Origin of the sequence: Dinoroseobacter sp. S76 (assembly GCF_049801095.1) — a bacterium.
In the GTDB taxonomy this organism is placed as follows: domain Bacteria; phylum Pseudomonadota; class Alphaproteobacteria; order Rhodobacterales; family Rhodobacteraceae; genus Dinoroseobacter.
Map to the genome: position 1 here is coordinate 1,108,108 of NZ_JBNAGH010000001.1, position 14,984 is coordinate 1,123,091.

The 14,984-nt window shown below is 65.1% G+C and carries 14 protein-coding genes; 4 read left to right on the forward strand and 10 right to left on the reverse strand.

All coding sequences use genetic code 11. From position 1 onward, the window contains the following. Window positions 1-6: 6 nt before the first annotated feature. Both ACP153_RS05520 and ACP153_RS05525 read right to left on the reverse strand, forming a co-directional pair. Window positions 7-1,563 carry an AMP-binding protein gene (locus tag ACP153_RS05520; RefSeq protein ID WP_424969945.1) on the reverse strand — a complete coding sequence of 519 codons (1,557 nt, stop codon included), beginning with the start codon at window positions 1,561-1,563 and terminating at the stop codon, window positions 7-9. A 58-nt stretch (window positions 1,564-1,621) separates the two neighbouring features. Next, window positions 1,622-2,227 (reverse strand): TetR/AcrR family transcriptional regulator, encoded by a 606-nt coding sequence (locus tag ACP153_RS05525; RefSeq protein ID WP_424969946.1) that lies wholly within the window; start codon window positions 2,225-2,227, stop codon window positions 1,622-1,624. Between the two features lie 157 nt (window positions 2,228-2,384). On the opposite strand from ACP153_RS05525, the gene ACP153_RS05530 reads away from it, so the two are divergent. Beyond that, complete coding sequence (locus ACP153_RS05530) at window positions 2,385-3,551, forward strand: efflux RND transporter periplasmic adaptor subunit (RefSeq protein ID WP_424969947.1); 1,167 nt, start codon at window positions 2,385-2,387, stop codon at window positions 3,549-3,551. 3 nt (window positions 3,552-3,554) lie between these two features. Beyond that, a complete protein-coding gene (locus ACP153_RS05535; RefSeq protein ID WP_424969948.1) occupies window positions 3,555-6,686 on the forward strand; it encodes an efflux RND transporter permease subunit in 3,132 nt (1,043 codons plus the stop codon). A gap of 130 nt (window positions 6,687-6,816) precedes the next feature. Here ACP153_RS05535 and ACP153_RS05540 read toward each other — a convergent pair whose 3' ends face one another. Together ACP153_RS05540 and ACP153_RS05545 are read right to left on the reverse strand one after the other, a co-directional pair. Next, entirely contained in the window at window positions 6,817-7,803 is a 987-nt protein-coding gene (locus ACP153_RS05540; protein ID WP_424969949.1) for an NAD(P)H-quinone oxidoreductase, read from the reverse strand. A gap of 9 nt (window positions 7,804-7,812) precedes the next feature. After that, the gene (locus tag ACP153_RS05545; protein ID WP_424970023.1) at window positions 7,813-8,511 is read right to left on the reverse strand and encodes a COQ9 family protein; all 699 of its coding nucleotides are present in this window, start codon (window positions 8,509-8,511) and stop codon (window positions 7,813-7,815) included. Window positions 8,512-8,622: 111 nt separating this feature from the next. Between ACP153_RS05545 and rpsU the strand changes: the two genes are divergently transcribed. After that, on the forward strand, window positions 8,623-8,829 hold the full coding sequence (gene rpsU / locus ACP153_RS05550) for a 30S ribosomal protein S21 (protein ID WP_012176928.1): 207 nt from the start codon (window positions 8,623-8,625) through the stop codon (window positions 8,827-8,829). 78 nt (window positions 8,830-8,907) lie between these two features. Here rpsU and ACP153_RS05555 read toward each other — a convergent pair whose 3' ends face one another. The 3 genes from ACP153_RS05555 to ACP153_RS05565 all read right to left on the reverse strand — a co-directional run bounded on the left by ACP153_RS05555 (window position 8,908) and on the right by ACP153_RS05565 (window position 10,954). Then, entirely contained in the window at window positions 8,908-9,471 is a 564-nt protein-coding gene (locus ACP153_RS05555) for a tetratricopeptide repeat protein (protein ID WP_424969950.1), read from the reverse strand. 90 nt (window positions 9,472-9,561) lie between these two features. After that, entirely contained in the window at window positions 9,562-10,434 is an 873-nt protein-coding gene (locus tag ACP153_RS05560; protein WP_424969951.1) for a winged helix-turn-helix domain-containing protein, read from the reverse strand. 61 nt (window positions 10,435-10,495) lie between these two features. Then, window positions 10,496-10,954, reverse strand: coding sequence for an Lrp/AsnC family transcriptional regulator (locus ACP153_RS05565; RefSeq protein WP_424970024.1), 459 nt, complete (start codon window positions 10,952-10,954; stop codon window positions 10,496-10,498). 146 nt (window positions 10,955-11,100) lie between these two features. On the opposite strand from ACP153_RS05565, the gene ald reads away from it, so the two are divergent. Continuing rightward, window positions 11,101-12,216 (forward strand): alanine dehydrogenase, encoded by a 1,116-nt coding sequence (ald, locus tag ACP153_RS05570; RefSeq protein ID WP_424969953.1) that lies wholly within the window; start codon window positions 11,101-11,103, stop codon window positions 12,214-12,216. A 67-nt stretch (window positions 12,217-12,283) separates the two neighbouring features. Here ald and ACP153_RS05575 read toward each other — a convergent pair whose 3' ends face one another. The 3 genes from ACP153_RS05575 to mscL all read right to left on the reverse strand — a co-directional run bounded on the left by ACP153_RS05575 (window position 12,284) and on the right by mscL (window position 14,874). Further along, window positions 12,284-13,414: an acyltransferase family protein gene (locus ACP153_RS05575; protein WP_424969954.1), complete on the reverse strand. Its 1,131-nt coding sequence runs from the start codon at window positions 13,412-13,414 to the stop codon at window positions 12,284-12,286. Window positions 13,415-13,434: 20 nt separating this feature from the next. Further along, complete coding sequence (locus tag ACP153_RS05580) at window positions 13,435-14,412, reverse strand: sterol desaturase family protein (RefSeq protein WP_424969956.1); 978 nt, start codon at window positions 14,410-14,412, stop codon at window positions 13,435-13,437. A 66-nt stretch (window positions 14,413-14,478) separates the two neighbouring features. Beyond that, entirely contained in the window at window positions 14,479-14,874 is a 396-nt protein-coding gene (gene mscL / locus ACP153_RS05585; protein WP_424969957.1) for a large-conductance mechanosensitive channel protein MscL, read from the reverse strand. Window positions 14,875-14,984 lie beyond the last annotated feature (110 nt).

The following is a 14,984-nucleotide window of genomic DNA, read 5'->3' on the forward strand; positions in this document are numbered from 1 at the left end:
GCCTGGTTACCCCTCCGCTGCGACCTGATCTCTCAGCACGCGCCGCAGGATCTTGCCCGAGGCCGATTTCGGCACCGCCTCGACAAAAGCGACCTTCGCGAGCTGTTTGTAATGGGCCAGATGGGCGTCCATATGGGCAGTCACATCCGCTTCGCTCAGATCCTCCTGAACCTTCACGACAAAGGCCATGGGGCGCTCGCCCGCCTCCGCATCGGGGATGCCGATCACAGCCGCGTCGCTGATCCCGTCATGGCTGAGCAGCACGGCCTCCAGCTCTGCCGGGGCCACCTGAAAGCCCTTCACCTTGATCAGCTCCTTCACCCGGTCGGTGATGAAGAGGTTTCCGCCCTCATCAAACCGCCCCACATCGCCCGTGCGCAACCACCCCTCGGGCAGAAGCGTCTCCGCCGTGGCATCGGGCCGGTTGAGGTAACCGAGCATGATCTGGGGCCCGCGCACCCAGAGCTCCCCTTCCGCGCCCTCGGGCACATCCTCGCCACTCTCCGCCGCCACGATCCGGCATTCCGTGGCCCCGAGGGTCTGCCCCACGGATCCGGGCACATTCCGCCCCTGGGGCGTGATATGCGAGACCGGGCTCATCTCGGTCATGCCATAGGCCTGTACCATCTCGCAGCCGAGGCGCGCGGCCACGGCATCGGCCACATCTCCGCCGAGTGGTGCTGCGCCGGAGACGATGTATTCCAGACTGGACAGGTCGTACTGATCCACCATCGGATGCTTGGCAAGCGCCAGCGCCACGGGCGGCGCGATGTAGAGCTTGCGCGGCTTATGCGTCTGACAGAGCGACAGGAACTGCTCGAGATCAAAACGCGGCATGGTCACCACCGCCGCCCCGCGCGCGAGATAGAGGTTCATCAGAACCGTCATTCCGTAGATGTGAAAGAAGGGCAGAAAGCCGAGGGTCACATCACCGGGCTGGATATCGATGATATCCACGCATTGATCCACATTCACCACGAGGTTGCGATGGCTGAGCATCACCCCCTTGGGCAGTCCCGTCGTGCCCGAGGAATAGGGCAAAACCACCGGATCCTTTTCCAGATCCACCGGCACCTGCGCGGCCAGGGGCGGTCCGAACAGCCCGTCAAGCCCACCGTCGCCTGACACGCCGATCATCACGACCTCTGCCACACCCGCGGCCTGCGCAGCCGACGCGGCCAACTCGGCAAAGGGCGGTACGGTGATCAGCATCCGCGCACCACTATCGCGGAGCTGATGGGCGGCTTCCTCAGCGGTGTAGGTCGGGTTGAGCGTGGTGACCGTAGCACCCGCAAAGGCCACCCCGTGAAAGGCCGTGGCATAATCCGCCACATTGGGCGCCATGATGGCGATGACATCCCCGGGTCCGATCCCGCGCGCGTGGAGTCCACCAGCGAGGGCGCGAATGCGCCCTTCCAACGCGACACCGCTCATGACAGTCCCACTCGGACCGTCGATCATCGCAGGTCCCGACCCGGACAGGGCAAGCCCCTCGAACAAAGCTTCAGTGATCGAGACGTCCCGCAAGGGCGTGTCCCTGTAGCCACTTTTGTAGATGGTCATGTTCTCTCCTCCCGCGTCGAGCCTATCAGGCTTTGACGCCGAAGCGAGAAAGATCCGCCTAGCGCCCGGTCAGCAAGCGGCGCGTGGCATCCGCCACCAGCTCCTCGACCGGGGTCTGCATCTTGGCAAACTCCGCCTTGCCGTCGATGCGCAGGAAGGACATGCCATGGACAAAGGTCCAGAGCGGGAAAGACGCCTTCAGCACGTCCTCATCCACCTCGGTCTTGCCGAGATAGGCCGCCACCTGCAGGAGCAGACCCGCGTAGCAGGACTGCCCGGCCTCCTCGAGGTCGTCGCGCTTGTAATCCTCGGAAAACATCATCCGGAATACTCCGGGATGGGCCTCGGCGAAGGCCACATAGGAGACACCAGAGGCGATGATCCCTTCGACCGAGCCATGGGGAAAGGGCGACGCCGCCGCATGCAGGCGCTCGGTCATCTCGGTCATTCCCTCCAGGATCACCGCGGCCAGCATGTCGGTCTTGTCGGAAAAGTGGCGATAGGGCGCGGCGGTCGAGACCCCGGCCCGGCGACACGCCTCGGAGACAGAGAACCCCTCGGGCCCCTTTTCCTCGACCAGTTCGCGAGTCGCGGTGACAAGCTGCTGGCGGAGGTCCCCGTGATGGTACCCCGCTTTTCCGGTCACCTTGGTTGCCTGTTTCACGTGCGATCTGCCTTGTTTTCCAAGCGCATCCGCGCCTGAGCGCGATCTTTGCCGCGCAAGAGGAGAATTAATGTTAGACTTTCTAACACTGGCGCTCTACATAGGGTCGATGTAAGACGTTCTAACTTCTTTCTCGCCCATCCGCAAGGAGCCCGCCATGCCCATCACGCCGCCTCCCGCTTCGAACGACGCGCCCCCGCCCTCTCTGTTGCGCAGGGCACTGCGCCGCCTGGGCATTCTGACCGGGACCGGGTTGACCATCGGGCTGGCCGTGGGGCTGGTCGTGACCGGCTCGGGGCTGATTGCGGCGCGGGCCGCCGGGGATAGCGCCCCGCATCAGGACGCGGTGCTGCCGGTGCAAGTCGCGCCCCTGGTGGTTCAGGACAGCTATGCGGTCACCGCCGCCTTCACCGGACAGGTGGAAGCGGCCCGCAGCGCGGATCTGGGTTTTGAGACCGGCGGCACCCTGGCGGAGGTGCTGGTGGATGAAGGCGACCGGGTGGCCGAGGGCGATGTGCTGGCACGGCTCGACATTCGCAGCCTGCAGGCGGAACGCGCGGCGCAATCCGCAGCCCGCGATGCAGCTGTCGCCCGCCGGGATCTCGCCAAGCTGACCGCTGAGCGGCAGCAGCGTCTCGCGGCCTCGGATTTCTCCTCGACCCAGCGCGCGGACGAGGCGCGGTTCCGGCTGGCCGAGGCCGAGGCCGAGATCGCCCGGATCGATGCGACGCTCATGACCATCGACATCGCCCTCACGAAATCGGAGATCACCGCGCCCTTCGCAGGAACGGTCGCCGACCGGCTGCGCGACGAAGGTGCTCGGCTCGGCAGTGGCAGCCCGGTCCTTCGGCTGGAGGAAACCGATGCACCCCATCTGCGCGTGGGTCTGCCCGATGCGCTGGCCAGCGCCCTGCCCCCTGCGACCGAAGTCTCCGTGACCCTGCCGCGCGGCACCGGAACGGCCCGGCTCGACCGGCTGCGCCCGGATCTGGATCCGGCCACCCGCACCCGCGCCGTGCTCTTCACTTTGGACCAGCCCGCGCCCTCCGGCACGTTGGTCACGCTGGAGCTAGACCGCGACGTGCCCGGCACCGGGGCCTGGGTGCCGCTCTCGGCCCTCAGCGAAGGGATCCAGGGCCTCTGGACGCTTTATCTGCTGGATGACACGAACATCCTGCGCCGGGAATCAGTCGAGGTTCTGCACGCCACAGGCAGCCGCGCCTTCGTCGCCGGCGCCTTCCCCCATGGCGCGCGCTACGTGCCCGCAGGGGCGCATCGCGTCGCCCCGGGCCAGCGCGTCACCCCCATCGCGGCGGAGGGCTGATCCGTGTTCACCCTCCCCTTCCGCAACCCCCGGCTGGTAATCCTCGCCCTTCTGGTGATTATCTCTGCCGGCGCCTCGGCCTTCCTGTCCCTGGGGCGGCAGGAAGACCCGACCATCACCAATCTGAACGCCACCATCACCACCCTCTATCCCGGGGCCGAGCCCAGCCGGATCGAAGCGCTGATCTCGCAACCCCTCGAGGAAGAGATGCGCACCCTGGCGGATATGAACACCATCTCCTCGACTTCGGCGACAGGGATCTCGGTCATCAGCCTTGAGCTGAACGAGACCACGGACCCCGCCAAGATCGAAGAGATCTGGTCCAAGGCCCGCGATGGTGTCACGGATGTGGCCCGCACCTTCCCCAGCGGCGCGCTCCCGCCCGAGTTTGACAGCGACGGCATCGCCGCCTTCGGCGCGATCTTCGCGGTCAAGCCCAGCGCCGGGGCGGCAAACCCCGCCGTCCTCGCCCGCACTGCCGAAGAGTTGGCCGAACGCCTGCGCAACGTCCCCGGCACCAAAAGCGTCGAGAGCTTTGGCACCCCCGAAGAAGAAGTGCTCGTCACTCTGGACCCCGCCCGCATCGCGGCGCTGGGCCTCACGCCCGAGGCGATCTCCGCCGCCGTGCAACGGGCCGATGCCAAGGTGCAATCCGGACGGCTGGTGAGCGGCAGCACCGATATCCTGCTGGATGTGCAGGGCGATATCGAGGCGCTGGACCGCCTGCGCCAGATCGTTCTGGTCACCGGCAGCGCCGGGCAGGTCACCCGTCTGGGCGACGTGGCCGAGGTCTCGCGCACGCCCCGCACGCCCGCCGCCGCCATGGCGCTGGTCGATGGCCAGGATGCGGTCCTGCTGGGCGTGCAGGCGAATGAAGGCTTGCAGATCGATGTCTGGATGGGCTGGGTGCAGGACGAGGTGGCGAGTTTCGAGGCGCTGCTGCCGCGCTCCCTCGTGGTCGAACAGCTCTTTGACCAGGCCATCTATACGGCGGACCGCCTGACCGAAGTAGCCGTGAACATGGCCATCGGTGTCGGCCTCGTGGTGCTCGTTCTGCTGGTCACGCTGGGCGTGCGCGCCGCGCTGATCGTGGCGGCGGTGCTGCCGCTGGTGAGCCTCGCGACCATCGCCTCCATGAACTTCATCGGCCTGCCGATCCACCAGATGAGCGTGACCGGCCTGATCGTGGCGCTCGGGCTTCTGGTGGATGCGGCCATTGTGATGACAGACGACATCCGCCAACGCCTTGCCAAGGGCAACACACGACTTGAGGCCGTAGACACGGCGATCCGGCGTCTGGCCGCGCCGCTCTTGGCCTCGACCGTGACCACGGCGCTGAGTTTCGTGCCGATGATCCTGCTGCCCGGCGGGGCCGGAGACTTCGTGGGCGCGATCGCCATCGCCGTGGTGCTGATGCTGGTCTGGTCCTTCGTCATCGCCCTGACCATCACCCCGGCCCTTGCCGGCTGGCTCCTGCCCGAGGGCGGGCGCGGCGCGGGGCTGGTCGCTGGCCTGCCTGGACGCGTGTTTCACGCCAGCCTGCGCTGGTCGGTCAACAACCCGGTCCGCTCCGTCGCGCTGGCGCTTGTCCTGCCTGTGATGGGCTTTGTCAGCTTCCCGACCCTGACCGCGCAGTTCTTCCCCGGCGTCGACCGCGATCAGTTCCATATCGAAGTGGATCTGGCCAAGGGCACGGCCCTGTCCGAAACCCATGACCTTGTGGAGGCCATGGATGCGGATCTGCGCGCCACGGATGGGATCACCCGGGTGGCCTGGACCCTCGGGGAAAGCGCCCCGGCCTTTTACTACAACATCGTTGGCACGCGGCAGGGCGAGCCCAGCTTCGCCCAGGCGCTGATCACGACCAGCTCACCCGATGCAACCGCGGCCCTGCTGGAGCCTCTGCAGACCCGACTGACCGAGGCCTATCCCGAAGCCCGCATCCTTGTGCGCGGCCTCGTGCAGGGCCCGCCCGTGGACGCACCGGTGGAATTCCGGCTTGAGGGCCCGACGCTGGAAGTGCTGCGCGCTGAGGGCGAGCGCCTGCGCGCCATCTTGCTCGGTGTCGAAGGGATCACCACGGTGCGTGCCAGCTATGAGGGCGGCGCGCCCAAAGTGCAGGTCGATGTGGACGAGGCAGCAGCCCAGCTCGCCGGGCTCAGCCTCGCCGATGTGGCGCGGCAATTGCAGACCGGCCTGGATGGTGTGACCGGCGGGTCCCTGATCGAGGCCTCCGAACAGCTCCCCGTGCGGGTGCAGCTGGGGGCGGGAACGCGGGACGATCTGGAGCGGATTTCACAGATGCTCATCGTACCACCACCGGGGACTGGCCGTCAGAGCCAGACCCTGCCCGCGTTCCCCCTCTCCGCCATTGCCGAGATCGCGCTCGTGCCCTCCGACAGCCCCATCGCGCGGCGCGACGGCACCCGGGTGAACACGGTCCAGGCCTTCATCGCCCCGGACCTGCTGCCGCAAGAGGCGCTGGTGCGCGCGCAAGCGGCCATCAGTGCCGCTGGCTTCGCCCTGCCCGCCGGGTACGATCTGGCGATTGGCGGGGATGCGGACGCGCGCAACGACACGGTGACCCGACTGATGGCCCCGCTCGGGCTGATCGTGACCCTGTCGCTCGCCACCATCGTACTGACCTTCGGCTCCTTCCGACTCTCGGCGGTGACCATGGTCGTGGCGGTGCTCTCGGCCGGGCTCAGCATCCTTTCCCTTGCGGTCTTCCAATACCCGTTCGGGATCACGGCAATCATCGGGGTGATCGGCTCCATCGGGGTGTCGATCAACGCGGCGATCATCATCCTGACCGGCCTGCAGCAGGATGAGGCCGCCGCCGCCGGGGATCGCGACGCCATGGCCCAGGTTGTCATGAATGGCTCGCGGCACATCATCTCGACGACGCTGACCACCTTTGGCGGCTTCTTGCCCCTGATCCTCGCGGGTGGCGGGTTCTGGCCCCCCTTCGCCATGGCTGTGGCGGGCGGCGTGCTGCTGTCGACGGTGGTGAGTTTCTACTTCACCCCTCCGCTCTTTGCGCTGGTGCGTCCCCGCAAACCCAAAGCGGCCTCGGAGGCCGAGGCCGCGGACACGCCCCGCCATCCGGTGTCGCTGAAAATCGCGGCGGAATAGCCACAATCCCCCTGTCCGCGACCTCCGGGCCGCGGACAGCGCCGGGGTCTTGCACCATCCGGTTTCCTTAAGTCTCTAAATATCCCCGCCGGAGGCTCCCGCAGGCGCGACCCGCGCCACCGCCAAGAGTTCAGACCGCCAGAACGATCTTGCCGATATGGGCTGAGCTCTCCATCCGCGCGTGAGCCTCGGACGCTTTTTCCAGATCATAAGTGCTGTCCATCACCACCTTGATCCGCCCCGAAGACAGCAGAGGCCAGACCTCGCGCTCGAGATCCTCTGCGATCCGCGCCTTGGCGAGATCCGATTGCGGACGCAGGGTGGAGCCGGTGATCGTCAGCCGTCGCATCATCAGCGGGGCAAAATTCACCGCCATTTTCGGCCCTTGCAAAAACGCGATCTGCACCAGACGCCCGTCCTCTGCCAGGCTCTTGAGGTTGCGCAGGATGTAGTCCCCGCCAACCATGTCGAGGATCACATCCGCGCCGCCCTCGGCCTTGAGGATCGGCACGAAATCCTCCTCGCGATAGTTGATCGCGCGCTCCGCCCCGAGCTCGGTGCAGGCCGCGCATTTCTCCGCCGAGCCGGCAGTGGCAAAGACCCGGGCCCCGCGGGCATGGGCCAACTGGATGGCCACCGTCCCGATCCCGGAGGATCCGCCATGAACCAGAAACCGTTCCCCGCCGACAAGCCCGCCGCGGGTCACCACATTGGACCAAACCGTGTAGTGGTTCTCGCAAAGCGCGGCCGCCTGATCCATGGGCAGGCCATCGGGGATCGGCAGGGCATGGGCGGCCGGGCAGACCACATATTCCGCATACCCCCCACCGGGCGTCAGCGCGCAGACCGCATCGCCCACGGACCACCGCGCCACATCCGGACCAGTCGCCACGACCGTGCCCGAGACCTCCAGCCCCGGCAGATCGCTGGCCGTAGGGGGCGGCGCATAGCTGCCTGCGCGTTGCAACGCGTCGGGACGGTTCACCCCGGCATAAGCCACCTTGATCAGGATCTGCCCCGCACCCGGCACCGGCACAGGGCGCTCGCAAGGGCGCAGAACCTCGGGTCCGCCGGGTTCCGTGATTTCTACGGCGCGCATTGTCTGGGGCAAATCCATGGGGTCGTCCTATTTCGGCCGAAAGGATCCGGGCAGATCCGCTCGGGGCAGTTTCGAGGGCGGCTTGATCTGGCTCAGCACCCAGTTCGGGCCGCTCATCAACCCGCGCAGCAGCGGGTTCTTGTTCACGGCCCCTTTGACCTCCTCGATTTTCATCACATCGTCAATCCGACGGTCGAGGAAGGCCCAGGTCGCCACATCCCCCTCGGAGGTGTCGCCCAACCAGTAAAGCACCGTCGCGCCATAGACCCCGGCCAGGGTCGCGCGCTTGGAATACCAGTTGAAATCATTGGAACTGTCGCCGAGGGTCTCCCAGATCAGATCACAGGTCCCCCAGATCGCCTTGGCCCCATCAGCAGCGTATTGCGGCAACGCAAAGAGCGTCGTGCCACGGCGCACGGCCTCCTTGTCCTCAACGGCCTCGAGCCGATACCGCACCGCCGCCGCCACCTTGTCACGAAAGCGCAGGCCATCCAGAGGCTCGCGCTTGAGCCGGGCGACCATCTCCGCATCGCCACGGGCATGGAAAGCCAGGGCCAGATCCACATGGCGGCGCGGGAACAGAGTCTCCGCCAACCCGGGCTCAATCTCGGCATCCGCGCAGGCCGCGTCAAAAGTGGCGGGCGACCAGCCATCGAAGGCCACATGGATCAGCGCGGCATCGAGCAGCGCATCGCTCAATTCCGGGGTGGTGCGGGTGTCGGTCATCAGGGTCTCCAGCAGGCGGACAGGCGTGCTGGACATCTAGTCCAGCCCTTGCTATACGGCCACCTCCTGCAATCTGACGCAACACAAACTTAGGAAGGTGGTGACAACCACATGCAGGTCAGCGTACGCGACAACAACGTCGATCAGGCACTGCGGGCTCTCAAGAAGAAGCTGCAGCGCGAGGGTGTGTTTCGGGAAATGAAGCTCAAGCAACATTACGAAAAGCCCTCCGAGAAGAAAGCACGCGAGAAGGCCGAGGCCATTCGCCGTGCCCGTAAACTCGCACGCAAGAAAGCCCAGCGCGAAGGGGGGCTCTAGGCCCAACTCGCTCAGCTTTCGCTGAAAACGACGACCCCCGAGGCTTGGCCCGGGGGTTTGTTGTTTTCTAGGGTGCGCTTAGAAGAGATGCGGCGCGTATTTCCACGCATCCGCATCGGGCGTGACACTGTCGAGATCGAAGTCATTGTCGATCAGGTGTTGCGCCGACGTCTCGCCCAACGCAGCAGCGCGCTCGATCACGCGGCGCCCCTCGACCTCATCCCGGGGCACGCCGCGCCCGCGCAAGAGATCCAAACCATAATTGAACATAGCGACCTCGCTGCCCAGCTCCGCTGCGCGCCGGTCCCACTCTGCTGCGGCCTCGGGGTTTTCCGGGCCCGCAAGCCCATTGTCCTCCATCCAGCTCAGCCAGGTCATGCCCTGCACATTGCCCCGGGCCGCGCTGTCCTCGAAGAGCGCGCGCGCTTCCTCATGCAGGCCCGCCTTGGCCGCGCCATAGCCCAGCGCGCTGTCCATGGGGGAGGGTTGGCCGATCTTCAGCCGGGCGAGCGCCCCGCGCAGGGACAGTTCCTCGGGGTTATGGGTGCCGTGATCCTCGACCATCATCTCGCGCGGCGTGGGGCCATCGGCAAGGGCAGCACCGCCCAGGCAGAGCAGAACGGTCAGTGAAACAATACGCATGGGAGCCTCCTCAATTTGCCCTCCCAGCAAAGGACATCGCGGCGCGGGATGCGTGAAACCACTGCAAGAAACTGTCAGAAAACTGTAAAATCAACCTGGTAGGCGGTAGCCCTGCCCATGGACCGTCTCAATCACCGGCGCCCGGCTGCGATCCGGGTCAAGCTTGCGCCGGAGGGTCGCGATATGCTGATCCAGCGCCCGACTATTGGGCATGTAGTCCCGCCCCCAACCCACATCATAGAGCTCATCCTTGCTCAGCACCGCGCCCGGGTTCTCGGCCAGATGTTGCAAGAGCCGCAGGTCGCGCGCCGTGAGATCCGCCGTGACCTCTCCGCGACTGGCGACCATCCGGCGTGGGTCCACGGTCACATCCCCCAGCGAGAAACCGGCAGCATCGGGCGGCTCCGAGGCAGGTGCTGTGGACCGCATATGGCGCAGCGCAAACGCACCCGTCACCCCGGCCAGCACAAGCCCCAAGGCGAGCCCCCAGGGACGGGAGTTCGACGGCGGCGCCTCGAACACAGCGGCGCGCAGGGCTTCTGGACTGGCAAACCCGAACTCTGCTGCCAGCGCCGAGGCCTCGAAAAGCAGGCAGATCTCCCACAGGTTATGGCACCAGGCCATCGCGTCCGGCGACAGACCGTCTTCGGCCCAGGCGGTTGGGGCCGCACGGTCGCGCAAGGCCTCCAGCCCCGGCAAGACCCGGAGGATCTGGTCATCGCTCACATGGTGCAAACCGCCCGGCTCCGGGAAAAGGCGTGTGCCGCCGCGCCAGATCGCCAGCCCGATCAGGGCCGGATCCGCGGCGAGGCGAAACCGCAGGTTCCCCGCGCTCTGGTCCAACGCCTCGATCAGGTCCTGCGCACGAGCGCTCAGCGCCGCATCCAACTCGGCGCGCTCGGTCGCCGAACCCGGCAGCGCGCCAAGCGTCAGGATCAGGCACAGCAAGAGACAGGGCAGCATCCGCATGGATCCAGACTACCCCATTTTCCACACTGCGCGCAGCACTCCAAAAGTCGGAGCCCTAGAGCGGCAGCGCGGTGGTCTTGAAGACCGTGCGCAGGGCAAAACTCGACTGGATCTGCGCCACACCGGGCAGCGTCGCGAGACGGCTGCGATGCAGGGCGGCGAAGGCCTCGGTATCCTGGGCGACCACCTTCAGAAGGTAGTCCGCCTTGCCCGCCATCAAATGACATTCGAGGACCTCGGGCACGGTTTGAACCGCCTTCTCGAAGGCCGCCAGCACCTCATCCGCCTGACCCGAGAGGGTCACCTCGACAAAAACCGTGGTTTTGCGGTCCACGGCACGCGGCTCCAGTAGGGCAACATAGTCGCGGATCACACCCTCCGCTTCCATCCGGGCGACGCGGCGATGGCAGGCTGAGGGCGACAGATGCGCCAATTCCGAAAGCTCGGCATTGGACATCCGCCCGGTGCGTTGCAGCGCGCTCAGGATTCGGATGTCTTTGTCGTCAAGAGCGATCATCTTGCAAAAATCTCTCGCAAATTTTTAATTGGTGCAAGATATTACCATTTTGAACTTGTTTTGCACACGTCTTTTCACAGCATTCCCGACCAAAGCATGCCAGCTTCCGCTTATCGCGTTCACAACTCACGAGGGAGGCTCTCATGCGCATCGGTTGCCCGACAGAAATCAAACCCCAAGAATACCGCGTCGGTCTGACGCCCGCCGCCGCCGCCGAGGCCATTGCCCATGGCCATGAGGTCATCATGCAGTCGGGCGCTGGCGTGGGCGCAGGCTTCGAGGATGCGGATTATGTGGCCGCCGGCGCCGGCATCGTCGACACGGCCGCCGAGGTCTTTGCCACTGCGGATATGATCGTGAAGGTCAAAGAGCCTCAGGCCATCGAACGCGCCATGCTGCGCGAAGGTCAGGTCCTCTTCACCTACCTTCACCTGGCTCCCGACCCCGATCAGACCCGTGATCTGCTGGCCTCTGGTGTCACAGCGATCGCCTATGAAACCGTGACGGCCCCGGATGGCAGCCTGCCCTTGCTCGCGCCGATGTCCGAAGTGGCCGGGCGCCTCGCGCCGCAAATGGGCGCTTGGACCCTGCAGAAGGCCAATGGAGGCCGCGGTGTTCTGATGGGTGGCGTGCCCGGCGTCGGCGCGGCTGAAGTGGTCGTGATCGGTGGCGGTGTCGTGGGCACCCATGCGGCCCGTGTCGCGGCAGGGATGGGCGCGAAAGTGACCGTGCTCGACCGCTCCTTGACGCGTCTGCGCTATCTCGATGACGTGCATGGCAGCCTCTTTGCCAACCGCTATGCCTCCTCCGCGGCCACGGCCGAGCTGGTGGCAACCGCCGATATGGTGATCGGCGCGGTGCTCGTGCCCGGTGCCGCAGCTCCCAAGCTCGTCAGCCGTGCGCAGCTCGGCAGCATGAAGCCCGGTGCGGCGATCGTCGATGTGGCGATCGACCAGGGCGGGTGCTTTGAGACCTCGCGCGCGACCACGCACCAGGATCCGATCTACGATGTGGACGGGATCATGCATTACTGCGTGGCCAACATGCCCGGCGCGGTTGCCCGGACTTCCACCATCGCGCTGGGCAATGCGACCCTGCCCTATATGCTCGACATCGCGGACAAGGGCTGGCGCGCAGCGATCGCGGCGGACCCGCATCTGCGGGCCGGTCTGAACGTCCATGCGGGCACGCTGACCTACCGCGCAGTGGGCGAAGCCCTTGGCCTGCCGGTGACCGAGGCCGAACTGCTGGCGGCCTAAGGGCACGCAGTTTCAAGTCGACCAAGTTCCAAAGGGCGGTGCAGATCCTGCGCCGCCCTTATTTCGTTCAAGGTTTGGTGTCCTTTAGAAGCGTCGCCCCCGGCCTTTTGAGCCTTGACCAGATCTCTTCGAGGGCACGCCGTTGCCGGATCAAAGGTCGCTCGAAGATCTGGGCGAAGGCGAAACAGATGGCCAAGGTCAGCCCAAGCATCCAAAGATCATGGCCCGGCAGGTCATTAGGCAAAGTCGCGTCCAGGAGATGCAGGCTGGGATAGTGCATCACATAAAGCGAAAAGCTTCCCCCAGCGATCCAGCGCGTGAGCTTAGCCATTGAGCTTGGGGGAGAGGGCGCGCGTGCTGCGCAGATGCCGTGCACACCCCAGAGGTGGAGCGCCACGCAGGATGCCAGCAGGAAGCTCCACAGCGCCTCATCGGAATACCCAAGGATCAGATGGTGATTCCACGGCGCGAACCAATCGGCTGTTCGTTCGGTCAAGTCGTCTGGCAGACCGCTGGCCTTCAGCGCCAAGGCCAGTAGCGGTGCACCGAGCGCAACGGCCCAGCTTATCCCGCGCGAGGGCGGTGCCCGCCGCGAGAGGCGAGACCAGAGCAACACCCCCAGCAGCCAACAGGGCAGAAGCGCCAAAATCGGCAACCCAGCCAGCAACAAGAGCAACAGCATCAGAACCCAACGCAAAGCCCCCCGCAGAAAGACGAAAACCGCGAACAACGCGTAGAAGGCGACCTCATAGCTCAGAGACCAAAGCGGCCCGTTGCTGCCGAGACGGAGACGAGTCCAGATCCCCTGCCATTCATTGGTCATCGTGCCCCCACGCAAGACCATCTCGCCCACGGAAACCGGCGCGTAGAAGGGCGCCTGATAGGCCGTCGGATCGACGCGCTGTCCCAAAGCGTCGAACAGGAGGGTCAGAAGGAGCGCCGGGATCAAAACCCCATAGATTCGCGTGAGCCGCTTGAAGGCAAACCGCCCCAATCCACCGTCACGCTCCGCGGCTGCGGCAATGACCACACCGGAGAGAACGAAGAACACGACCACAGCATCGCTGGCCACGTTCCATTCGCGTAGGACATGATAATCGCCCCGCGTGAAGCGAATATGCGCCATATGCCCGAAGAGCACGGTCAAGGCTGCCCCGGCCCGCAACGTATCGAGCCAGAGGGAAAAGCCAGGGCTCATCCCTTGCGCAGGCTTCCCGATCACGGATCCCGCACCTGTCGAGGTGCGTCTGCGCGCTTGCTCCGCAGGACGGCGAGACTGTTCCGGAAGGGTCCGAACAACGCCGCTGCAAGCGTCTTGTGCGGTTGCGGGATCGACGTGCCGTCGGCCTCGGATATGCCGAAGGTCAACTCCTCCTGCCGGTCCGGGATGTAGAGGGTGCCAAAGGCCCAGTCCCACAGCGCGAAGATCGACCCGTAGTTTTTGTCGTGATGTTCCACCGCGGTGGAGTGGTGGATCTGGTGCTGCGCGGGCGAGATAAACACATGCTCCATCACGCGCCCGTAGCTCAGCCAGATATGGCTATGGCGGAGGTTCGCCCCCAACGCGTTGAACAGCACATAAAGCGCATTCGCCCCGCCAATTGTCACGAAATCGATCCGTCCGAGCAGGACGATCAGGACCAGCGCCTGTACCAGCCCGACAATCAAGGTCATCAGCAGGTTGCGCAGCAAGGTCTCCACCGGATGGGCGCGCATGACGGTCAGCGGTGTCAGGACCTCCGCCGAGTGGTGCACCGCGTGAAACGGCCAGAGGATAGGCCATTCATGGTGCCAGCGATGGGCCCAATACTTGCAGAAGTCCGAGGCCATCACGATGATCACGGTCGCGGCGAGCACGCGTAGCCCGCTCTCCGGTGGTGGCGCGTAGCCCGCAAAATTCGCCCAGAGGCCCAGCACACCGCTCGCCACAAGCGGGGGAAAAAACAGCGCCCCGGCAAGACCGGAAACATCCACAAGCCGGTTGGTCAGAAAGAGCTTGATGTCGAGCAGGTTCGATCGGTGCCGATAGACCCGCGCGGGCAGCAACCAGGCAAGGAACCCTTCGGGCCGTCCACGCCACAGCCAGATCACAACCGCAAGAAGCAGCGTACAGCCCAGATAAACAAGGGAAATGCGCAGGTTCATATTGAACGGCGCGGCCAGCAGATCCCTTAAATACGCGTTAACCAGTTCCATCACACCTGTCCTTCCGACAAGCATGATGGAGAGAGATTTCGATTGCGTTAGCGTCTGATCAGCAGATCAGGGTTTGGCGAGCGCATCCCGGATCTGCATCAAGAGTTCCTTTTCGGTGGGGCCGGGGTCTTCGGCGGGCGCCTCCTCCTTCGGCTCCTCGGCCATGGATTTCACCCGGTTCACCATCTTCACCAGGAGAAATACGACCCAGGCGATGATGAGGAAGTTGATGACCGCCATGATGAAATTGCCATAGGCAAAGACCGCGGCCTCCTCGCCCTCGGTCAGCGCGAAACCGAGCCCGGAGAAGTCCAAACCCCCGGTAAAGAGGCTGATGATCGGGTTAATCAGATCCTCGACCAGAGACGTGACGATCGCCGTGAACGCGGCCCCGATGATAATCCCGACGGCCATGTCCATGACATTGCCCTTGGCGATAAATTCCTTGAATTCGTTGAGCATTTCGACAAGCTCTCCTTGAAAACTCTTGACCCAGACGCGGCCCCTGCACGGGTACACACTGCCTGCGCGGCAAGGTTAACAGTGCCCCATCTGTTTTCCTACCGTCGGAG